Raw genomic sequence first — 21,549 nt, forward strand, 5'->3', positions numbered from 1 at the left:
GCCGCCCCGCGCTGGGCATCCAACGATGAAAACTCAGCGATAGCTGAATTCAATTCAACTGTCACCCAGCTGTTCAATGAACCAGTCGATGAATTCGGCCACCGGCGCCCGTTCCAGGCGCAGCCGCTCGCACACCAGCGCGTACTGCCCCTGTGCCGTCACACTGGCACTGAACGGACGTACCAGCCGGCCGCTCTGCAAATCAGCCTGACAGGTCAGGTTGTCCCCCATCGCAATGCCTTGCCCCAGCGATGCGGCCTCCAGGGCCAGGGCGGCATGGGGGAAATACAACTGGCGGATGGGCAAGGCGTCTTCGGCGTGGGTGGCCAACCAGGTGGTCCAGGTGCGGCCGTCCTGGTCATCATGCAGCAGGCAGTGGCGCACCAGATCGCGCGGGCGCTTGAGGCCGCCCTGGTTGAACAGCCCCGGGCTGCACACCGGGAAGAACTGCAGCAGCGGCAAGGGCCGGACGAAGTGCGTGCTGGCGTCCAGGGCGCTGGTACCGTAAGTGATGGCCAGGTCGACATCCAGTGCCGGAGCGCCGGCATCGATCGGCTGATCGTGCAGGTGCAAAGTGATGTGCGGGTAACGGCTGCTGAAGTCAGCCAGGCGCGTCACCAGCCATTTTTGTGCCAATTCAGCGGTCACCGCCACCCGCAACACCGCCTGGGAGCCAGGGTCACGCAGTTCGTCGCAGGCCTTGCCGATCAGTTCGAAGGCTTGTTGCAGGTGATGCAGCAGGCGCCCGGCTTCGGCACTGGGGCGTACCTGGCGGCCGACACGCCCGAACAGGACAACACCGAGTTGCTCCTCGAGTTGGCGAATCTGGTGACTGACAGCGCTGTCGGTGACACACAATTCGGCGGCGGCGCGGCCGAAGTGGCCGTGGCGGGCAGCACACTCGAAGGTGCGCAAGGCAGTCAATGAAGGCAGGCGGCGCATGGTGTTTTCCTGATAGGGCCTTGTGTCGCGCAAGGGCCGCAAAGCGGCATCCGATCATATATCCAACCACGGTGGAAAAACGAACAGGTTGGCTTCATGAAAATACGATGCTAGATTTTCATGAAAATAATCATAATAAATTTCATAAGGCCCACGCATGTTCAAGCAATCCGCTCAGCACGTCGCCAGCTACTACGCCCAGACCTACCCCACCAGCATCCCTCTGCGCCCTACCCTGCAAGGTCGCCACGACACCGAGGTGCTGATCATCGGCGCCGGTTTCAGCGGCCTGCACACCGCCCTGCGCCTGACCCAGGCAGGCAAGCGCGTGACGCTGCTGGAAGCCAGCCGCGTGGCCTGGGCCGCGTCCGGTCGCAACGGTGGCCAGGCGCTACTGGGCTGGTCCTGCGATATGGCGCCGCTGGAAAAGGCCCTGGGCGTCGAACGCACCCGGCGGCTGTGGACCAGCATGTGCTGGGCCGCCGACGAAATGCGCGAACTGCCCGAACGCCATGGCTTCGACATCGATTACCGGCAGGGCAGCCTGTGGACCGCCGTGCTGCCGCGCCGTGTGAAGATACTCGCAGAAGCCCTGCACGACGCCGAGCACAAATGGGGCTACGACGCCCTGCGCCTGATCGGTCGCGACGAGCTGCCGCAATGGATCCACAGCTCACGCTACCAAGCCGCGCTGTACGACGCCAAAGGTGCTCACCTCAACCCGCTGAAGCTGGCCCAGGGCCTGGCCAGCACCATCGAGGCCGCTGGCGGGGGCATCTACGAGCAGAGCCAGGTGCTCGACTACCAGCAGGCCGGCAGCGGCTACGTCGCCCGTACCGAGCAAGGCGAAGTACGCTGCGACGTGCTGGTGCTGGCCTGCAACGCCTATATCGACCGCCTCGACCGCGGCCTGGCGCGCCGCCTGTTGCCGGTTGGTTCCTATCAGGTAGCCACGGCACCGCTGGACGCCGACCTCGCCCGCTCGCTGCTGCCGCGCAACAGCTGCGTGATCGACAACCAGTTCGTCCCCGACTACTTCCGCCTGACCCCGGACCGCCGCCTGCTGTTCGGCGGCGGCTGCACCTACCTGGGCGGTATTCCCAAGGATGTCGCCAGCGCCACCCGCCCACACCTGGAGCGTGTGTTCCCGCAACTGGCCGGGGTGGCCATCGATTATGCCTGGGGCGGCCACATCGACTGCAGCATCCAGCGCACCCCGGACGTCGGCCGCGCGGACCAACGCTACTGGCTGCAGGGTTTCTCCGGCCACGGCGTGCTGCCGACCCTGGCAGCGGCACGGGCAGTCAGCGACGCCATCCTTGGCGATGACGACCTGCTGACGCTGTACCAAGGCATCGACAATGGCCACTTCCCCGGCGGTAACCTGCTGGCGGCACCGCTGGAGGCCGCCGCCAAGGCCTGGTACCGGGTGCGGGACCGCGTCTGAAGGGCAAAACTGATGCTGGCAACCTTGGCCTGCGAGGATTACCATCCCGGACCTCGGAGCAGCCATTCCCGCTCCGGCCTTCTTTCCTGCACCTGCCAAAAACCCATGCCCTTCGAACTCACCGTAGAACCCCTCACCCTGCTGATCCTGGCCCTGGTCGCCTTCGTCGCCGGTTTCATCGATGCCATCGCCGGCGGCGGCGGCCTGCTCACCACCCCGGCGCTGCTCACCGCCGGCATGCCGCCGCACCTGGTACTGGGTACCAACAAGCTCAGTTCCACCTTCGGCTCGGCCACCGCCAGCTTCACCTACTACAAACGCAAGCTGTTCCACCCGGCGCAGTGGCGCCCGGCGCTGTTCGCCACGCTGGTGGGCGCGTTGATCGGGGCGATCGTGGCCCATTACATGCCAGCCGAATGGCTGAACAAGATGCTGCCGGTCATCGTCTTCGCCTGTGGCGTGTACCTGCTGTTCGGCGGCACGCCCAAGGCACCGCTGGACGCCGATGCCCCGATCAGAAAAAAATGGCAGGCCCCACAGGGCTTTACCCTGGGTTTCTATGACGGCGTGGCCGGTCCGGGCACCGGGGCGTTCTGGACGGTCAGCACCCTGCTGCTGTACCCCATCGACCTGGTTCGCGCCAGCGGCGTGGCGCGCAGCATGAACTTCGTCAGCAACATCGCGGCGCTGACGGTGTTCATCATTTCCGGGCAGGTCGACTATATCGTCGGCCTGTGCATGGGCTTGTCGGTGATGGTCGGTGCCTTCTTTGGCGCACGCACGGCGATCAGCGGCGGCAGCAAGTTCATCCGCCCGGTGTTCATCACCGTGGTGCTGGCATTGACCGTGCGCCTAGCGTGGCAGCACTGGTTCGGGCAGGCCTAAGCGGCGAGCGACATAGAGGTCGATCAGGTAGCGCGCAATAGAGCGCCCAGCCGGCAGCGGCGGCAAGTCGTGCACGCTGAACCACTGGGCGTCCTCGATCTCGTCCGGCTGCATGACGATCTCGCCACCCGCGTATTCGGCATGGAAGCCCAGCATCATCGAGTGCGGGAACGGCCAGCACTGGCTGCCGACGTACTGGATGTTCTGCACCTCCACCGCCACTTCTTCACGCACTTCGCGCACCAGGCAGTCCTCGGCCGACTCGCCCGGCTCGGCAAAGCCTGCCAGGGTGCTGTATACCCCCGTGACGAAGCGCGGCGAGCGTGCCAGCAGGATTTCGTCGCCACGGGTTACCAGCACGATCATGCTGGGGGAAATACGCGGGTAGCTGCGCAGGTCGCAAGGCTGGCAGTACATCGCCCGCTCCCAGCGGATTTGTGTCATCGCCTGCCCGCAGCTGCCGCAGAAACGGTGCTCGCGAGCCCAGGTGCCGATCTGCGCGGCATACCCCAGAACCTTGTAGGTGTCGAAGTCACCCTCCAGCATGAACGCGCGCAGGCCGCGCCAGTTGCAACCGGGCACGTCGCTGGCAGCGCGCAGTTCCAGCAGGAACACAGGCTGGCCGTCGAAGTGGCCAATGCCGTGTTCGCACAACACATCCAGGCCCTGGCGCTTGAGCCAGTCACGAGCGAACAACGCGCCGTTGGCGTCGTGCAGAAACCCTTCCGGGCTGCGCGCCACGGCCAGCCCGCCGGTGATCTGAGGGTCGAGTACTGCGGTAGTCCAGCGTGCTGACATCTCGGGTTTCCTTTACTGCGCGTGCGCCGGCCCGATCAGTCGGCGAACGTCGGTTTCTGTTTGCTCATGTGCGCGGCCACAGCCACGCGCAGGTCTTCGGACTGCAGCATCGCGGCGTTCCACGTGGCGATGTAGTCCAGGCCATCGTCGATGCGGTGGTCGCGCATGTAGCTGAGCATTTCCTTGGTGCCCGCCACCGCGATCGGCGATTTTGCAGCAATCTGGCGGGCGATGGCAAAAACCCCGTCCAGCAGCGCGGCGTGGTCATCATAGACCCGGTTCACCAGGCCGATGCGCAGCGCCTCGTCCGCCGCGACATTGCGCCCGGTGAACGCCAGCTCACGCATCATGCCGTCGCCGATGATACGTGGCAAACGTTGCAGCGTGCCGACATCGGCGGCCATGCCCATGTCGATTTCCTTGATCGAGAATTGCGCGTCACTGCTGCAGTAACGCATGTCACAGGCCGAGATCAGGTCGATGGCGCCACCGATGCAATAGCCCTGCACCGCCGCCAGCACCGGTTTACGGCAGCTGTCCACGGCGGTGAACGAGGCTTGCAGGCGCTGTATGGTCTTGCGCAGGAAGCGCGCATTGCGGCCCACGTCCTTGCCCATCTCCCCGGCCAGCGAGGCCAGCATCATCAAGTCGATTCCGGCCGAGAAGTGCTTGCCGGCACCGCTGATGACCACCGCACGCACGGCGTCGGTGTCGTCGATCCACTGGAAGATATCGACAATCTCTTCCCAGAAGGCCGCGTTCATCGCGTTGACCTTCTCCGGGCGGTTGATCTGAACGTGGGCGATGCTATCGGTCAGCTCGACCTTGAATGCGGTGTATTCGGTCACGAACGGAACTCCTAGGGTTGGATGGTTCACCATCGTGGATGGTAACCCAGCTGGAGCAGACAATGGTTTGCGCATACAACTTTTGCCCCGCCGCGGGATCGAACCCCAGGTAAGCCCTCATCCGTTTCAAGGAGATCAACCATGGCGCTACGCACCACGCTGCTGCTTTCCTGCATGACCCTTGCCTTGCTCGGCTGCGCCGGCAACGACCACCCCGCACCGCCGCGCACCCAGCAGGTGGACCTGCAACGCTACCAGGGCACTTGGTACGAACTGGCGCGGCTGCCGATGTTCTTCCAGCGTAATTGCGTACAGTCCGAGGCTCATTATGGGCTACGCGCCGATGGCCGTATCGACGTGACCAACCGCTGCAAGGAAAAGGACGGTGAGGTGAACGAAGCCAAAGGCATTGCTGAAGCCCAGCAGCCGGGCAGGACTGACAAATTGTGGGTACGCTTCGACAACTGGTTCAGCCGCCTGGCCCCTGGCCTGACCAAGGGTGAGTACTGGGTGCTGTACCACGACAAGGATTACCGCGTGGCACTGGTCGGCCACCCCAACCGTGAGTACCTGTGGCTGCTGTCGCGCACCCCTGCGGTCACCGACCAGCAGCGCGAACAGTTGCTGAGCATTGCCCGCGAGCAAGGCTACGACACCAGCAAGCTGGTCTGGCGGCAGGCTGACTAGCGGGCAATCGACGGCCTGCGGCAATCCGGCTAAGGTGTGCGGCGTTGTTCGTCTCGAAGGAACGAGGCCCTGCGTATTGCGCGATTTTGCGCGACTGGACTGGCACAAGGAGCCGCAACATGGACCTGCTGTTTCTCGGTACCTCCGCCGGGGTGCCGACCAAAGCCCGCAACGTCAGCGCCACCGCCGTAGTCGAAGCCAGTGGTAGCCACTGGTACCTGGTCGACTGCGGCGAGGGCACCCAGCACCAACTGTTGCACACGCCGCTGTCGGTTCGCGACCTGCAGGCGGTCTTCATTACCCACGTTCATGGTGACCATTGTTTTGGCCTGCCCGGGCTGCTCGCCAGTGCCGGCATGAGTGGCCGTAACCAACCGCTGGATATTGTCTTGCCTGCCGCGCTGCATGGCTGGCTACGACAAGGCCTGGCCGCCAGTGATACCTTCCTGCCGTTCGAGCTGCGCCTGCTGGCCGTGGAAGATTGGCAGGGCTGGCGCAACCAGACCCTGCAGGTGACAGCGGTGCGCTTGTCGCACCGGGTGCCGAGCGTAGGTTTCGTGTTTACCGAACTCAACCCCGAACCCCGCCTGGACACCCTGCGCCTGGAGGCTGAGGGCATACCGCGTGGCCCGATGTGGGGCGAGCTGGCCAAGGGGCGTACCGTGCAATTCGGCGAGCAGCTGCTGCATGGCAATGAATACCTGCGTGGCTCGCGCCCGCCCCGGCGGATTATCGTGTGTGGTGACAATGACAACCCGCAATTGCTCGCCGACGCCGCCCGTGGCGCCGATGTGCTGGTGCATGAGGCAACCTTCACGCAGGCGGTGGTGGAGCGCACCGGGGTCACCTTTGGCCACAGCACTGCGGCGGCAGTGGCGCGCTTTGCCGAGGCGGCAGGCGTGCGCAACCTGGTGCTGACGCACTTCAGTGCCCGCTATCAGAGCGACCCAAGGCGCAGCCCGAGCATCAACGACGTGCGTGATGAGGCACTGGCCCACTACCGCGGCCGGCTGGTGCTGGCGCAGGACCTGCAGCGCTATCACATCGGCCGTGACGGCTACCTGGAACCAGCCCTGTAGGAGATAACACAGCACTACGGGCTGCGCGGTCGCGCAGAGAACTGAATTCGTAAGCGCGACGCGGCCTGTGTGGGAGCGGGCGCGCCCGCGAAGAATCCAGCGCGGTGGCTGGCACCGGCTACGCCGGTGTTCGCGGGTGAACCCGCTCCTACAAACGGACGGTGCGGCTCCGCCGATCTATGGCCAAACACGACCAGTGAAGGAGCGGCCCTTACGCCTGATCAAGCTGCCAGGCGGCCGCTGGCAATCGCCTGCGAAGCAGCCAGCATCGCCCGCAACAACACCGCGCAACCCGCCGCCAGGTCATCGGGTGCGGCGTTTTCGATTTCGTTGTGGCTGATGCCGTTCTCGCACGGTACGAAAATCATCCCCGCCGGCCCCAGCTCCGCAAGGAAGATCGCGTCATGCCCTGCCCCGCTGACGATGTCCATGTGCGGCAACCCCAGGGCCTTGGCCGAATCGCGCACGGCATCGACACAGCCCTTGTCAAAGTACAATGCCGGGAAGTCCGCGGTGGGCACCAGTTCGTGGCTCAGGCCATGCTTGGCGCAGGTCGCCTCGATGACCCCTCGTACCTCGGCGATCATCGCATCCAGTTGCTCGCCCTCAAGGTGACGGAAGTCCAGGGTCATGCGCACTTCGCCAGGGATTACGTTGCGTGAGCCCGGGTAGGCCTGCAAGCAACCCACCGTGCCGCAGGCATGCGGCTGGTGGCCGAGGGCTGTGCGGTTGACCGCTTCGACCACCGCTGCGGCACCCACCAGGGCATCCTTGCGCAGGTGCATGGGGGTGGGGCCGGCATGGGCTTCGACGCCGCGCAGGGTCAGGTCGAACCACTTCTGGCCAAGGGCACCGAGGACCACCCCAATGGTCTTGGCCTGGTCCTCGAGTATCGGCCCTTGCTCGATATGCGCTTCGAAATATGCCCCCACCGGGTGCCCGAGCACCGCACGTGGGCCGGCGTAGCCAATGGCGTTCAACGCCTCGCCCACACTGGTGCCCTGGGCATCGCGCTTGGCCAGGGTTTCTTCCAGGGTAAACTTGCCGGCGAACACACCCGACCCCATCATGCAGGGGGCAAAGCGCGAACCTTCTTCGTTGGTCCACACCACCACCTCCAGCGGTGCTTCGGTTTCCACGCCCAGGTCGTTGAGGGTACGGAGCACTTCCAGCCCGGCCATCACGCCGAAACAGCCGTCGAACTTGCCGCCAGTGGGCTGGGTATCGATATGGCTGCCGGTCATCACCGGTGGCAGCTTGGGGTTACGCCCAGGGCGACGGGCGAAGATATTGCCCACGGCATCGACGCTGACCGTGCAACCGGCCGCCTCGCACCACTGCACGAACAAGTCGCGGGCCTGGCGGTCGAGGTCGGTCAGGGCCAGGCGGCAGACACCCCCCTTGGGCGTGGCGCCGAGGCGGGCCAGGTCCATCAGCGATTGCCAGAGGCGGGCACTGTCGATGTGGTGGGCGGTGGTCTTGAGGATGTCTTGGAAAGGGGTCACGGGTTTCTCCTTCAGGCTTTTTTGTTGTCTGTTCGGGCCTCTTCGCGGGCATGCCCGCTCCCACCAGATCGCCACAGGTTTTCCAGTACTGCGTAGTACCTGTAGGAGCGGGCATGCCCGCGAAGAAGCAGGCACGGTCTCAGGGCAAGGGCTTGACCAGCCGCGCCGGGCTGCGCGCCGCCAAGCCGGCGAACACGTAGTACAACGCCGCCCCCAGCAGCGAGCCGGTGAACCAGCCATAGTCGTAGAACCAGCTGAAGCTGCTGTTGCCGATCGCCAGCACCGTCAACCCCACGGGCAGCACGAAGGCGGCGAAGCCGGCCCAGTTCCACGCCGGGTACACGTCGTCGCGGTACAGCCCGGCGAGGTCCAGCTTTTGCCGGCGGATCAGGAAGTAATCCACCACCATGATCCCGGCTATCGGCCCGAGCAGGCTGGAGTAGCCCAGCAACCAATTGGAGTACACGCTTTCCAGGCTCAGGTCGGACACGATCCAGCCCAGTTTCTTCAGCAACTCGTGGCCCATCAGCGCCAGGCCGATGAAGCCGGTCAGCCACACCGCACGGCTGCGCCCGATCAGGCGCGGGGCGATGTTCTGGAAGTCGTTGGTCGGCGACACGATGTTCGCCGCAGTGTTGGTTGACAGCGTGGCGATCACGATCAGCGCCATGGCCAGGGCGACCCAGAACGGGCTGTGGATCTTGCCGATCAGGCTGACCGGGTCGGATACCGTTTCACCCACCAGCGACGCCGAGGCCGCAGTCAGCACCACACCCAAGGCCGCGAACAGGAACATGGTCAGCGGCAGGCCAAAGATTTGCCCGAGGATCTGGTCCTTCTGGCTGCGGGCATAGCGGCTGAAATCGGGAATGTTCAGCGACAGCGTGGCCCAGAAGCCGACCATGGCCGTGAGCCCAGCGCAGAAGTAGCTGACCACGCTGGCGCCTTCAGGGCGTTTGGGCGGTTGCGCCAGCAGTTCGGTCATCGACATGTGTGGCAAGGCCCACACCAGCAGGCCCAGCCCAACGGCCACCAGCAGCGGCGCCGAAAGCGTCTCCAGCCACTTGATCGACTCGGCGCCCCGCAGTACCACCCACAGGTTCAGGCACCAGAAGATCATGAACCCGATCACCTCGCCGACACCGCCCAGGGCCTTCCAGCCGTCGAACACCGAACCCAGGAACAGGTGGATGGCCAGCCCGCCGAACAGGGTCTGGATCCCGAACCAGCCACAGGCCACCACGGCGCGAATCAGGCACGGCACGTTGGAGCCCAGAATGCCGAACGACGAGCGCAGCAGCACCGGAAACGGGATGCCGTACTTGGTGCCGGGGAACGCGTTGAGGGTCAGCGGGATCAGCACGATGATGTTGGCCAGCAGGATCGCCAGCAGCGCCTCGCCAACGCTCAGGCCAAAGTAGGCTGTGAGCACGCCGCCGAGGGTGTAGGTTGGCACGCAGATGGACATGCCTACCCACAGGGCCGTGATGTGCCATTTGTTCCAGGTGCGCTGGTGCACCTTGGTCGGTGCGATGTCGTGGTTGTAGCGCGGGCTGTCGAGAACATCACTGCCCTCGGCCAGCTCGAACAGGCCATCCTGCTCGACCACTTGCGATCTGCTCTGTTGCATGGGCCTTTCTCCAGACTTTTTCGAGTTGTCTGCTCATCGGGCTAATTCGATGGCCGGAGTACACACGCGTATGAGTGCCTTAGAAATCTCGACCAATTTTCTATCTTGTCAAGTTAGTCAAAAACCCTGGAGGCCCCGAATTCAGCGGGCTCTAAATATTTAATTCATGTAAATCAATGATTTAAAAACCACAAAATAAATAGGAAATTTTCTTGCCGAATTCAGGATCAGCATCTAGCCTCGAATCTTGTCAGGTATGACAGGATTAACCCCTGCCCGCCCTGCTTCCGAAAATTCCAAGAACCGGCCAAGACCGGTCAGCCTGCGAGGAAAACGGCATGTCCCTGTTGATCCGTGGCGCCACCGTTGTTACCCACGAAGAGAGTTACCCCGCCGATGTGCTGTGTGCCGATGGCCTGATCCGTGCAGTCGGGCCTGGCCTGGAAGCGCCGACCGATTGCGAGATCCTCGACGGCAGCGGGCAACACCTGATGCCGGGCGGCATCGACCCGCACACCCATATGCAATTGCCGTTCATGGGCACCGTGGCCAGTGAAGACTTCTTCAGCGGTACCGCGGCCGGCCTGGCGGGCGGCACCACATCGATCATCGACTTCGTCATTCCCAACCCGCAGCAGTCACTGCTGGAGGCCTTTCACACCTGGCGCGGCTGGGCCCAGAAAAGTGCCAGCGACTATGGCTTCCACGTCGCCGTCACCTGGTGGAGCGAGCAGGTGGCCGAAGAGATAGGCGAACTGGTGGCCAAGCATGGGGTGAACAGCTTCAAGCACTTCATGGCCTACAAGAACGCCATCATGGCGGCCGATGACACCTTGGTGGCCAGCTTCGAGCGCTGCCTGCAGCTAGGTGCAGTGCCCACCGTGCATGCCGAAAATGGCGAGCTGGTGTTCCACCTGCAGAAAAAGCTGCTGGCACAGGGCCTGACCGGGCCGGAAGCGCACCCCCTGTCGCGCCCTTCGCAGGTTGAAGGCGAGGCAGCCAGCCGCGCCATCCGCATTGCCGAAACCCTCGGCACACCGCTGTACCTGGTGCACATTTCCAGCCGCGAGGCGCTGGATGAAATCGCCTATGCGCGGGCCAAGGGCCAACCGGTTTACGGCGAAGTGCTGCCTGGCCACTTGCTGCTGGATGACAGCGTCTACCGTGACCCGGACTGGGCCACAGCCGCCGGCTACGTCATGAGCCCGCCGTTCCGCCCGCGCGAGCACCAGGAGGCGCTGTGGCGCGGCCTGCAGGCGGGCAACCTGCACACCACAGCCACCGACCACTGCTGCTTCTGCGCCGAACAGAAAGCCATGGGCCGGGATGACTTCAGCCGCATCCCCAATGGCACCGCCGGCATCGAAGACCGCATGGCGGTGCTGTGGGATGCCGGGGTCAACAGCGGGCGCCTGTCGATGCACGAGTTCGTGGCACTGACCTCTACCAACACGGCGAAGATCTTCAACCTGTTCCCACGCAAGGGCGCCATCCGCGTAGGGGCCGATGCCGATCTGGTGCTATGGGACCCGCAAGGCACGCGCACCATCTCGGCCCAGACCCACCACCAACGGGTGGACTTCAACATCTTCGAAGGCCGCACTGTACGTGGCGTCCCCAGCCACACCATCAGCCAGGGCAAAGTGGTCTGGGCTGATGGTGACCTGCGCGCCGAGGCGGGCGCGGGGCGCTATGTGGAGCGGCCGGCGTATCCGTCGGTGTATGAGGTGCTGGAGCGTCGGGCCGACCAGCAGCGGCCGACGCCCGTTCAGCGCTGAAGCCATTGGGGCTGCTGCGCAGCCCATCGCGACACAAGGCCGCTCCAACAGGAATGCGCGGTCCCTTGTAGGAGCGGCCTTGCGTCGCGATGGGCCGCACAGCGGCCCCCGATCCCACCACAACAGCTGTCGCCTGAACCCTAAAAAAATAGAGAGGCTACAACCGTGATCGACGCCCTGAACCATTTGCCGCGCCCCCGGGCCGGCGCCGACCAATTGGCCGAGTGCTTCAGCGACCTGGCCCCACCCCTCACCGCACGCCAGGCCGCCGTGGAAAGCGCCCGCTGCCTGTATTGCTACGACGCGCCCTGCGTCAACGCGTGCCCCAGCGAAATCGACATCCCGTCATTCATCCACCGCATCAGCGACGAGAACGTGCAAGGCGCTGCCGAACGGATTCTGTCGGCCAACATTCTCGGCGGCAGCTGTGCCCGCGTGTGCCCGACCGAAATCCTGTGCCAGCAAGCGTGTGTGCGCAACAACGCGCAGGAATGCGCCCCGGTACTGATCGGCCAGTTGCAGCGCTACGCCCTGGACAATGCCCAGTTCAGCGACCACCCGTTCCAGCGTTCACCGGCCACGGGCAAGCGCATTGCGGTGGTCGGCGCTGGCCCTGCGGGGCTGGCCTGCGCACACCGGCTGGCCATGCATGGCCATGACGTGGTGGTGTTCGAAGCCTGTGACAAGCCGGGTGGCCTCAATGAATACGGCATCGCCCGCTACAAGCTGGTTGACGATTATGCCCAGCGGGAAGTGGCATTCCTGCTGGGTATCGGCGGTATCGAGCTGCGCCATGGCCAGCGCCTGGGGGGCAACCTCAGCCTGGGCGAACTGCGCGAACAATACGATGCGGTGTTCCTTGGCCTGGGCCTGAATGCCGTGCGCCAGCTGGGGCTGGCCGATGAAGAGGCCCCCGGCCTGCTCGCCGCCACCGCTTACATCCGCGAGTTGCGCCAGGCAGACGACCTCAGCCAACTGCCGCTGGCCGAGCGCTGCCTGGTGATCGGTGCTGGCAACACCGCCATCGACATGGCAGTGCAAATGAGCCGCCTGGGTGCCCGCGACGTCAACCTGGTGTACCGCCGCGGCCACGCCGACATGGGGGCCACCGGGCACGAGCAGGACATCGCCAAGGCCAACCAGGTGCGTTTGCACACCTGGGCCCGCCCCGACAGCGTGCTGCTGGATGACACCGGCAACGTGCGCGGCATGCGCTTTGCCCGTACCGAATTGGCCGACGGCCGCCTGTGCGACACCGGCGAAACCTTCGAACTGGCCGCCGACGCGATCTTCAAGGCCATCGGCCAGCGTTTCGACGACAGCAGCCTCGCCGACCCTGTGGCCGCACAACTGGCCCGCGACGGTGAGCGCATTCGCGTTGACGTGAACATGCAGACCAGCCTGCCAGGGGTATACGCCGGTGGCGACTGCACCGCGCTGGGCCAGGACCTCACCGTTCAGGCCGTACAACACGGCAAAGTGGCCGCCGAAGCCATCCATGCCCAACTCATGCTCAACGTGGAGGCAGCATAATGGCCGATTTGTCTATCGTGTTCGCCGGGATCAAGGCCCCCAACCCGTTCTGGCTGGCGTCCGCGCCGCCCACCGACAAAGCCTACAACGTGGTCCGCGCCTTTGAAGCCGGCTGGGGTGGCGTGGTGTGGAAGACCCTTGGCGAAGACCCGGCCGCGGTCAACGTCTCGTCGCGCTACTCGGCCCACTACGGCGCCAACCGCCAGGTGCAGGGTATCAACAACATCGAACTGATCACCGACCGTTCACTGGAAATCAACCTGCGCGAAATCACCCAGGTGAAGAAGGACTGGCCCGACCGCGCGTTGATCGTGTCGCTGATGGTGCCGTGCGAGGAAGCGTCGTGGAAGTTCATCCTGCCGCTGGTGGAAGCCACCGGTGCCGATGGCATCGAGCTGAACTTCGGCTGCCCGCACGGCATGCCGGAGCGCGGCATGGGCGCGGCGGTCGGCCAGGTGCCGGAGTACGTGGAAATGGTCACCCGCTGGTGCAAGCAGCACTGCTCGCTGCCGGTGATCGTCAAGCTGACGCCGAACATCACCGACATCCGCCAATCGGCACGGGCTGCGCATCGCGGCGGGGCCGATGCAGTGTCGCTGATCAACACCATCAACTCGATCACCAGCGTCGACCTTGACCGCATGGTCGCTCACCCCATCGTCGGTGACCAGAGCACCCATGGCGGATACTGCGGCTCGGCGGTGAAGCCGATCGCGCTGAACATGGTGGCGGAGATTGCCCGTGACCCGGCCACCCATGGCCTGCCGATTTGCGGCATCGGCGGCATCGGCAACTGGCGCGACGCGGCCGAATTCATGGCGCTGGGCAGCGGCGCGGTGCAGGTGTGCACGGCGGCCATGCTGCATGGCTTTCGCATCGTCGAAGACATGAAAGACGGCCTGGCCCGCTGGATGGACCAGCACGGCCACGCCAACATCGAGGCGTTCCGTGGCCAGGCGGTAGGGCATACCACCGACTGGAAGTACTTGGACATCAACTACAAGTCGGTGGCGCATATCGACCAGCAGGCGTGCATCGGTTGCGGTCGCTGCCACATCGCCTGCGAGGACACTTCGCACCAGGCCATCGCCAGTACGCTGAAGGCAGACGGTACGCATGCCTACAGCGTGATCGAGGAAGAATGTGTGGGCTGCAACCTGTGCCAGATCACCTGCCCGGTGGAGAACTGCATCGACATGCAGGCGCAGGACACTGGCAAGCCTTACCTGAACTGGACCCAGGACCCGCGCAACCCCTACCGCGAAGCGAGCTGATGTAGACCGGCGCCTGCCGCACTGGCACGGCCTTTTTGTGGGCAGCAAAAAGACCGTGCGCGGCAGGCATGGCCGGTCACGGCTCCAGGCCAATCCCCCGCAGGATCACACTGGTCACCGTTTGCACCGCACTTTCGAACGCCAGGTCCGACAGTTCATCGCCGCCGTTGAGCAACTGCACCTGGTAACCGAAGTCGGCGTAATGCTGGGTCGAGGCCCAGATCATGTACAGCAGCGCCGAGGGCTCGACCGGCAGAATGCGCCCCTCCTCCACCCAGCGGCGGATCTTCGCCTCCTTCAGCTTTGCCCACGGCACCAGGCTGTCATCCAGGTTGCCCCCCAGCACCGGTGCCCCATGCAGCATTTCCTCGGCCCAGATCTTCGAGCCTAGCGGCCGTGACCGCGAATGCCCCATTTTCGCGCGGATGTAGCTGGTCAGCACCACCCGTGGGTCGTCGAAATTCTCGAAACACAGCGCGTCCTGCTTCCACACATCCAGCAGGTCCTGCAGCACCGCACGGAACAGATCGTCCTTGGTGCTGAAGTAGTAATGCAGGTTGGAACGCGGCAGTTCGGCCTGCTCGGCGATATCGCCCATGGAGGTCGCGCCGTAGCCTTTTTCGGCGAACACCTTTTCCGCCGCGTGCAGGATCTTGCCAACGTTGCGCCGGCGAATTTCGATCTTGTGATTGGCCATCAGGCTTGAGCCGTCCACACCGCCAGTTCATGACCGTCCGGGTCAATGAAATGGAAACGCCGCCCACCGGGGAAGGCAAAGGTCGCGCGGCTGATACTGCCCCCCGCCGCGGTCACGCGCTGCTGCGTGGCTTGCAGGTCATCGGCGTAAAGGATGATCAGCGGCCCCCCCGTGCGCACCGGCTCCCCCGTGGTAAAGCCGCCCGTCAGGCGGCCGTCGCTGAATTCGCTGTAGGTTGGCCCGTAGTCGGTAAAGCGCCAGCCGAAAACATGCCCATAGAACGCCTTGCTGCGTGCGATATCGCTGACATTGAACTCGATGTTGTCGATCTGCCGATCCGAACCGCGGATACCCATGGACGCTCCTTGCCGAATGAGATTTGACCTAGTCTACCCCGCTCGCTTGCCGGAGCGTGCACAAATTCGGTGCAGCCGGCTCAACCGCAACTGGCCCGGTCGCGGGCCGGGCAGCGGGCCTGCTGGAGGTTCAGGGCGGTATTGATGATGCCGATATGGCTGAACGCCTGCGGGTAGTTGCCAAGCATGCGCTGGCAGGCCGGGTCGTATTGCTCGGCCAGCAGGCCCACGTCGTTGCACAGGCCGGTCAAACGCTCGTACAACGCCTGCGCTTGCGCCATCCGGCCCAGCAGGATGTAGACGTCGGCCAGCCAGAACGAGCAGACCAGGAACGTACCTTCGCCTGGGGTCAGGCCATCCCCGGCACTGTCACTGTCGTAGCGCATCAGCAAACCGTTTTTCAGCAAGCGTTGCTCGATCTGTTCCAGTGTGCGCAGAAAGCGCGGGTCATCGGCAGGCAGGAAGCCGGTCAGGGCGATCTGCAACAGGCTGGCGTCCATCTCGTGCGAACCATAGGCCTGAACGAAGAAACTGCCGCTGCTGTCGAGCCCTTGCTCACACACTTCACGGCGGATCTGGTCGGCCACCTGGCGGTAATGCTGGCCATGCTCACGGCCTTCTTCGGTGGTGTCTGCCAAGCCGGCAGCGCGGTCGAACGCCACCCAGGCCATCACCTTGGAGTGCACGAACTGCTGGCGGCCGCCGCGCACCTCCCAGATCCCTTCGTCCGGCTCGCGCCAGATACGCTCCACATAGGGCAGGATCAGCCGAGAGATGGCGGCGCTACGCGGATGGCGCGGCAAGCCGCCCTTGATTGCCTGGCTCATGGCATCGGCCAGTTCGCCATAGATATCCAGCTGCGCCTGGGCCGACGCGGCATTGCCCACCCGCACCGGTTGCGAGTGCTCGTACCCCGGCAACCAGGGCAAGGTGTATTCCTGCAGATCGCGCTCGCCACCCAGGCCGTACATGATCTGCATCTGTTCGGGGTTGCCGGCCACCGAGCGCAGCAGCCATTCGCGCCAGGCCTGGGCCTCGTCGAAATAGCCCAGGTTCATGAATGCCAGCAAGGTCATGGTGGCGTCGCGCAGCCAGCAGAAACGGTAATCCCAGTTGCGCTCGCCGCCGAGTTGTTCCGGCAACGACGTGGTGACGGCCGCAACGATGCCGCCAGTAGGCGCATATGTCATGGCTTTCAGGGTGAGCAACGAGCGACGGACCAGTGCGCTGTAGGGGCCTACCTGAGGGCAGCGGTCGGCGAACGCCTGCCAGTGTTCGCAGGTATGGGCCAGGGCCGCGTCGGCATCGCAGCCGGGCTGCACCGGCAGGTGCGAGGGCTGGTGGCGCAGGCTGAACACCTGGCGCTGGCCGGCCGCCACGCGAAAGCGCGCGCCGGTGTGGTGGTCGCGGGCATGGGGCGGTACGGTGCTGCACAGGATCAGGCGGTCGGGGCCGGCCACCGCGCTGAGGGTGAGCGGGTCCAGGCGTTCGACCCATGGCACGCTGCGCCCGTAGTCGAAGCGCATGACCAGGTCCATTTCGAAATTGGTTTCGCCCGAGAGGCCTTCGACGATGCGCACCACGGCGTTGACGTCACCCAGCGGCATGAAATCGAGTACGCGGGCTCGGCCAGTGGCAGTGACCCACGTGGTTTCCAGCACCAGCGTGTCGTTCAGGTACTGCCGGCTGCAGTGCTCGACCGGGTCGCAAGGGGCCAGGCGCCAGCGGCCGTTTTCTTCGTTGCCCAGCAAGGCGGCGAACACCGCCGGGGCGTCGAAGCGTGGCAGGCATAGCCAGTCGAGCGAGCCATCCCGGCTGACCAGGGCGGCGCTGCGGCAATTGCCCAACAGGGCGTAATCTTCTATGTGGGCGGGCATCGCGTTTCCTTAAAGTGGTTGCCTGTGCTGGCCCTTTCGCTTGTCAACCCGCCCCACAGGGCTGCACCGCCCAAGGGGTTGTGCAGCACCTGTCAGAGGGGGGTCACTCGCCAAGCGGCCGGCACACGCCGAAAAACCTGTTACCCCAATCGGTGCCATTCCCGCTTGTCCCGGCTCAGCAGGTCATTGCCCGCCTCGGGGCCATCTTCACCCGCCGGGTACTCGTGCACCTCGCCCCCCTGGGCCCAGGCGTCGAGGAACGGCTGCACGGCACGCCAGCCGTTCTCGATGTTGTCGGCCCGCTGGAACAGGGTCTGGTCACCGGTCAGGCAGTCATAGATCAAGGTCTCGTAGCCGGTCGCCGGGGTCATCTTGAAGAAGTCCTTGTAGGCAAAGCCCAGCTCGACGTTCTCCATTACCAACTCCGGCCCGGGGCGCTTGGCCTGCAGGTCGAACCACATGCCTTCGTTGGGCTGAATCTGGATTTTCAGGTAGTTGGGTTTGGGCCGCTCCAGCTCCGACTCGCGGAACTGCGCGTACGGTGCCGGCTTGAAGCAGATGGCAATCTCGGTGTCACGCACGCTCATGCGCTTGCCGGTACGCAAGTAGAACGGCACGCCCGCCCAACGCCAGTTGTCGATCATCACCTTCAGCGCCACGTAGGTTTCGGTCTGGCTGTCGGGCGCGACGTTGGCCTCCTCGCGGTAGCCGGGCAGGTGCTTGCGCCCCTGCTTGCCGGCGCTGTACTGGCCCCGCACGGAATGCTTCAGCGCCATCTTCGCCGACCACGGGCGGATGGCGCCGATCACCTTGGCCTTTTCGCCGCGCACGGCGTCGGCGCCGAACGCTGCCGGCGGTTCCATGGCAACCATCGCCAGCAGCTGGAACAGGTGGTTGGGCACCATGTCGCGCAAGGCGCCGGTGGCGTCGTAGAAGCCACCCCGCGTCTCGACACCGACGGTTTCCGCGGCGGTGATCTGCACATGGTCGATGTAGTGGTTGTTCCAGAACGACTCGAACAACCCATTGGAGAACCGGCTGACCAGAATGTTCTGCACCGTTTCTTTGCCCAAGTAGTGGTCAATACGGTAGATCTGCCGCTCGCCCATCACCTTCAGCAGGCAGGCGTTCAACGCCTCGGCACTGGCCAGGTCGGTGCCGAACGGCTTCTCCACCACGACCCGGCGAAAGCCGCCGGCAGACTCGTCGAGCAAGCCGGCCTCGCCAAGGCGCTGGGCCACTTCAGGGAAGAAACGCGGCGAGGTGGCCAGGTAAAAGATGGCGTTGCCGTGGCTGGTCTTGTCGATGCGCTTGCCCAGGGCCTGGTAAGTGGCCGGGTCGAGGAAATCGCCCGTCTGGTAGTCCAGGCGCTTGGCCAGCCGCGCCCAGAGTTTTTCGTCCAGGCACTGGGCGGCGCCTTCGCCGCCCTTGTCCCGCTCGGCCATGAACGCATGCAGGCGTGCGGCAAACTCCTCGGCCGTGGCAGGGTTGTGGTCAACGCCAACGATGCGCAGGTTGCGGTCGAGCAAACCGTCGCGGCTGAGGTTGTACAGCGCAGGCATGAGCAAGCGCTTGACCAGGTCGCCATTGGCGCCGAACAGAAACAGCGTGCAGGGGGGTGCGGCCGGAGTGCTCTTTTTAGTCATTCGTCTTTTTTCTCGACATGGCCACCGAAGCCCAGGCGCATGGCCGAGAGCACTTTGTCACCGTAGGTGCCCTGCTGCTGACGCGAGCGGAAACGGGCAAACAATGCGCTGGACAGGACCGGTACCGGCACTGCCTGCTCCACGGCGGCATCGATGGTCCAGCGGCCCTCGCCACTGTCGGATACCGAGCCACTGAACTGCGACAGCTGCGGATCGGCCACCAGCGCATCGGCGGTGAGGTCGAGCAGCCACGAGGTAACCACACTGCCCCGGCGCCATACCTCGGCGATTTGGGCCACATCGAGGTCGAAGCGCTGGTCTTCCGGCAGTTCGTTGCCGCCTTTGCTGCGCAGCAGGTCGAAGCCTTCGGCATAGGCCTGCATCAGGCCGTATTCGATGCCGTTGTGCACCATTTTCACGTAGTGGCCGGCGCCCGGTGGGCCAGCGTGGATATAACCATGCTCGGCGCGCTGGTGTTCGCCGCTGCGGCCATGGGTGCGCGGAATGTCGCCTACACCCGGTGCCAACGCCTTGAACAGCGGTTCCAGGCGCTCGAACACGTCCTTCTCGCCACCGATCATCATGCAGTAGCCGCGGTCCAGGCCCCATACCCCGCCAGAGGTACCTACGTCCAGGTAACGCAGGCCACGCTTGGCCAGCTCGGCGGCGCGGCGCATGTCGTCCTTGTAGAAGGTGTTGCCGCCGTCGATGATGGCATCGCCCGGCTCCAGCAGCTCGGCCAGTTGCGCGATGGTCTGCTCGGTCGGCTCGCCAGCCGGCAGCATCACCCATACCGCGCGTGGCGCTTTCAGTTTTTGCACCAGCGCGCCAAGGTCGTGTGCGCCCTGGGCGCCCTCGCCTTCAAGGCCGGTAACCGCCTCGCGGTTACGGTCGTGCACCACGGTGCGGTGGCCAGCGCGCATCAGGCGCCTTGCGATATTGCCGCCCATGCGGCCCAGCCCGACGATTCCCAGTTGCATGAGCCGATGCTCCCCTTTCGAAATAGATGACAACAGTCCAGCTGTTCAGGTTAGTCCAGCATGCCGCCCGAGGGTTCAGCGACGAACGGCAAGACCACGATAAACAAAAAAGTTCCCAAGGCTTGTGAAAGAATTCAAAATGCGGCCGCCAGAAGCGTCTACGCTTTGAATTGTCACCAGCCAAAACCGCGAGGTGTGCTCATGGGTACCTTGATGCCTGCAACCCCAACCCAGACCCTCTATGTCTCCGTGCGCCGTGATGAGCTGCGTAAACTCAAAGACGAACGTGACCAACTGCGCCAACAGGTCGCCGAGCTGAACGTGTTGCTGGACCAGGCACGCATCGCCGCTAAAGCCATCGACCTCTGATTCCCCCCCGCCCTCGGTGGGAGTCCTGCGCTCCCACGCTGCAGCCCTGCCCCGCGGTAAGTGTTGAATTGTGAAGGGTTCGCCTTCAAGGCGCGCGATTTCAGGCCTCGAAAAACTCGAACCCTCCACCGGCCACCCCATCCAGTACCATCGGCTATCAACGCCTCCACATCAGGTTCAGCGAACATGGCCTTCTCCAGCGACTCCCTGGCAATCTTCCTCGCAGTGCTGGATGCCGGCTCGTTCTCCGCCGCCGCCCGCAAGCTGGGGCGCGTGCCGTCCGCGGTGAGCATGGCAATCGCTCAACTCGAGGCCGAACTGGACCTGCCGCTGTTCGACCGGGCAACGCGCAAGGCCCTGCCCACCAGCGCCGCCCTGGCCCTGGAGCCTCAAGCCAGGCAAGTGATCTGCCAGCTCAACCTGCTCGACGCCCAGGCCTTGCAATTGCACCAGGGCCTGGAGAAACGCCTGACCATCGCCATGGCGCCCGAACTGCAGACCGGGCGCTGGAGCCAGCCACTGGAAACCCTCGCCCAGGCGTTTCCCAGCCTGGAAGTGGAAGTGCGCTCGGCCACCCAGACCGAGGCCATTCGCCTGCTGCACGAAGGCAGCGTGCAACTGGCACTGGTGTTCGAGCGGCCAGGCATCGATGAGCGCGAGTCATTCCTCGAAGCCGGTAGCCAGCTGCTGGTTGCGGTGGCCTCGCCGCGCCATCCGGCCGGGCAGAACAGCGGCACGCCGTTGCCCGAAGAAGCCTTCGCCGAGCAACGGCAAATCATCGTGGCTTCGGGCAAGCCCACCGGCTCGGACCCGCGCATGGTGCTGTCGCGGCGCATCTGGCTGACCGACAGCTACCTGGCCACCCTGGATCTGGTGCAGTCCGGGCTGGGTTGGGCATACCTGCCACAACCCCTGGTGGAACCGCTGATTGCATCCGGCGCGCTGGCCGAAGTGCGCTTCGACAACATGGCCAGCCGCTTGCGCTTGTGGGTGGACATCATCTGGCTCAAGGCACGCCCCTTGGGCCTGGGCGCCCGCCGTTATCTGGACGTCATGCGCCAGTGCTTCGAGGCAGAGCCGCCCAGGGCCTGAACGGCGGTCGCCCAGCGCCGGGCGGGCCAAGGGGTGCCGGCGGCACGCTGCGGCCTGATTCAAAAAAAGAAAATTCTTACAGCCCGCTAAGACTCCAGTAACTGCCCACTGAAGCGATTCCTCGCT

Annotated in this window: 19 protein-coding genes; 9 read left to right on the forward strand and 10 right to left on the reverse strand. The window is 64.5% G+C overall.

From position 1 onward, the window contains the following. Positions 1 to 54: 54 nt before the first annotated feature. On the reverse strand, positions 55 to 942 hold the full coding sequence (locus tag QME24_RS06260; RefSeq protein WP_054904225.1) for a LysR substrate-binding domain-containing protein: 888 nt from the start codon (positions 940 to 942) through the stop codon (positions 55 to 57). 157 nt (positions 943 to 1,099) lie between these two features. On the opposite strand from QME24_RS06260, the gene QME24_RS06265 reads away from it, so the two are divergent. Further along, positions 1,100 to 2,389 (forward strand): FAD-binding oxidoreductase, encoded by a 1,290-nt coding sequence (locus QME24_RS06265; protein ID WP_054904226.1) that lies wholly within the window; start codon positions 1,100 to 1,102, stop codon positions 2,387 to 2,389. A gap of 105 nt (positions 2,390 to 2,494) precedes the next feature. After that, positions 2,495 to 3,274 (forward strand): TSUP family transporter, encoded by a 780-nt coding sequence (locus QME24_RS06270; protein WP_054904227.1) that lies wholly within the window; start codon positions 2,495 to 2,497, stop codon positions 3,272 to 3,274. Here the strand turns inward: QME24_RS06270 and nudC are convergent. Then, positions 3,242 to 4,072 (reverse strand): NAD(+) diphosphatase, encoded by an 831-nt coding sequence (gene nudC, locus QME24_RS06275; protein WP_054904228.1) that lies wholly within the window; start codon positions 4,070 to 4,072, stop codon positions 3,242 to 3,244. The two genes, QME24_RS06270 and nudC, sit on opposite strands and share 33 nt — an antisense overlap. A gap of 35 nt (positions 4,073 to 4,107) precedes the next feature. Continuing rightward, positions 4,108 to 4,920, reverse strand: a complete 813-nt coding sequence (locus QME24_RS06280; RefSeq protein WP_047149924.1) for a crotonase/enoyl-CoA hydratase family protein — start codon at positions 4,918 to 4,920, stop codon at positions 4,108 to 4,110. A gap of 141 nt (positions 4,921 to 5,061) precedes the next feature. Here QME24_RS06280 and QME24_RS06285 point away from each other — a divergent pair, with 141 nt between their 5' ends. Both QME24_RS06285 and QME24_RS06290 read left to right on the forward strand, forming a co-directional pair. After that, positions 5,062 to 5,607: a lipocalin family protein gene (locus tag QME24_RS06285; protein WP_009683136.1), complete on the forward strand. Its 546-nt coding sequence runs from the start codon at positions 5,062 to 5,064 to the stop codon at positions 5,605 to 5,607. Between the two features lie 119 nt (positions 5,608 to 5,726). Next, on the forward strand, positions 5,727 to 6,686 hold the full coding sequence (locus tag QME24_RS06290; RefSeq protein ID WP_054904229.1) for a ribonuclease Z: 960 nt from the start codon (positions 5,727 to 5,729) through the stop codon (positions 6,684 to 6,686). Positions 6,687 to 6,907: 221 nt separating this feature from the next. Here QME24_RS06290 and QME24_RS06295 read toward each other — a convergent pair whose 3' ends face one another. Then, positions 6,908 to 8,191 carry a Zn-dependent hydrolase gene (locus QME24_RS06295; protein WP_029887470.1) on the reverse strand — a complete coding sequence of 428 codons (1,284 nt, stop codon included), beginning with the start codon at positions 8,189 to 8,191 and terminating at the stop codon, positions 6,908 to 6,910. Between the two features lie 139 nt (positions 8,192 to 8,330). Next, on the reverse strand, positions 8,331 to 9,821 hold the full coding sequence (locus QME24_RS06300) for an NCS1 family nucleobase:cation symporter-1 (RefSeq protein ID WP_009683140.1): 1,491 nt from the start codon (positions 9,819 to 9,821) through the stop codon (positions 8,331 to 8,333). Between the two features lie 338 nt (positions 9,822 to 10,159). On the opposite strand from QME24_RS06300, the gene hydA reads away from it, so the two are divergent. The 3 genes from hydA (at position 10,160) to preA (ending at position 14,406) form a co-directional block, all read left to right on the forward strand. Next, complete coding sequence (gene hydA / locus QME24_RS06305) at positions 10,160 to 11,599, forward strand: dihydropyrimidinase (protein ID WP_280091389.1); 1,440 nt, start codon at positions 10,160 to 10,162, stop codon at positions 11,597 to 11,599. Between the two features lie 165 nt (positions 11,600 to 11,764). Beyond that, positions 11,765 to 13,132, forward strand: a complete 1,368-nt coding sequence (locus QME24_RS06310) for an NAD(P)-dependent oxidoreductase (RefSeq protein WP_054904230.1) — start codon at positions 11,765 to 11,767, stop codon at positions 13,130 to 13,132. Continuing rightward, positions 13,129 to 14,406, forward strand: coding sequence for an NAD-dependent dihydropyrimidine dehydrogenase subunit PreA (gene preA / locus QME24_RS06315; protein WP_192441810.1), 1,278 nt, complete (start codon positions 13,129 to 13,131; stop codon positions 14,404 to 14,406). Before QME24_RS06310 ends, preA begins: the two co-directional genes overlap by 4 nt. Positions 14,407 to 14,482: 76 nt before the next feature. On the opposite strand, the gene QME24_RS06320 is transcribed toward preA, so the two are convergent. The 5 genes from QME24_RS06320 to gnd all read right to left on the reverse strand — a co-directional run bounded on the left by QME24_RS06320 (position 14,483) and on the right by gnd (position 19,962). Further along, on the reverse strand, positions 14,483 to 15,103 hold the full coding sequence (locus QME24_RS06320; protein ID WP_009683144.1) for a TetR/AcrR family transcriptional regulator: 621 nt from the start codon (positions 15,101 to 15,103) through the stop codon (positions 14,483 to 14,485). After that, a complete protein-coding gene (locus QME24_RS06325) occupies positions 15,103 to 15,459 on the reverse strand; it encodes a VOC family protein (protein ID WP_192440339.1) in 357 nt (118 codons plus the stop codon). The genes QME24_RS06320 and QME24_RS06325 overlap by 1 nt, the downstream gene beginning before the upstream one ends. A gap of 80 nt (positions 15,460 to 15,539) precedes the next feature. Next, positions 15,540 to 17,336, reverse strand: a complete 1,797-nt coding sequence (locus tag QME24_RS06330; RefSeq protein ID WP_280091390.1) for a glycoside hydrolase family 15 protein — start codon at positions 17,334 to 17,336, stop codon at positions 15,540 to 15,542. A gap of 140 nt (positions 17,337 to 17,476) precedes the next feature. Further along, on the reverse strand, positions 17,477 to 18,982 hold the full coding sequence (zwf, locus tag QME24_RS06335; protein WP_009683147.1) for a glucose-6-phosphate dehydrogenase: 1,506 nt from the start codon (positions 18,980 to 18,982) through the stop codon (positions 17,477 to 17,479). Further along, positions 18,979 to 19,962, reverse strand: coding sequence for a phosphogluconate dehydrogenase (NAD(+)-dependent, decarboxylating) (gene gnd / locus QME24_RS06340; RefSeq protein ID WP_280091391.1), 984 nt, complete (start codon positions 19,960 to 19,962; stop codon positions 18,979 to 18,981). The genes zwf and gnd overlap by 4 nt, the downstream gene beginning before the upstream one ends. Before the next feature lie 201 nt (positions 19,963 to 20,163). Here gnd and QME24_RS06345 point away from each other — a divergent pair, with 201 nt between their 5' ends. Both QME24_RS06345 and QME24_RS06350 read left to right on the forward strand, forming a co-directional pair. Next, the gene (locus tag QME24_RS06345; RefSeq protein WP_009683150.1) at positions 20,164 to 20,331 is read left to right on the forward strand and encodes a DUF6026 family protein; all 168 of its coding nucleotides are present in this window, start codon (positions 20,164 to 20,166) and stop codon (positions 20,329 to 20,331) included. A gap of 186 nt (positions 20,332 to 20,517) precedes the next feature. Beyond that, positions 20,518 to 21,423 carry a LysR family transcriptional regulator gene (locus QME24_RS06350; protein ID WP_125854609.1) on the forward strand — a complete coding sequence of 302 codons (906 nt, stop codon included), beginning with the start codon at positions 20,518 to 20,520 and terminating at the stop codon, positions 21,421 to 21,423. The last annotated feature ends 126 nt before the right edge of the window (positions 21,424 to 21,549 follow it).

It is taken from the genome of Pseudomonas sp. PARCl1, from assembly GCF_947311875.1.
Lineage (GTDB): Bacteria > Pseudomonadota > Gammaproteobacteria > Pseudomonadales > Pseudomonadaceae > Aquipseudomonas > Aquipseudomonas juntendi.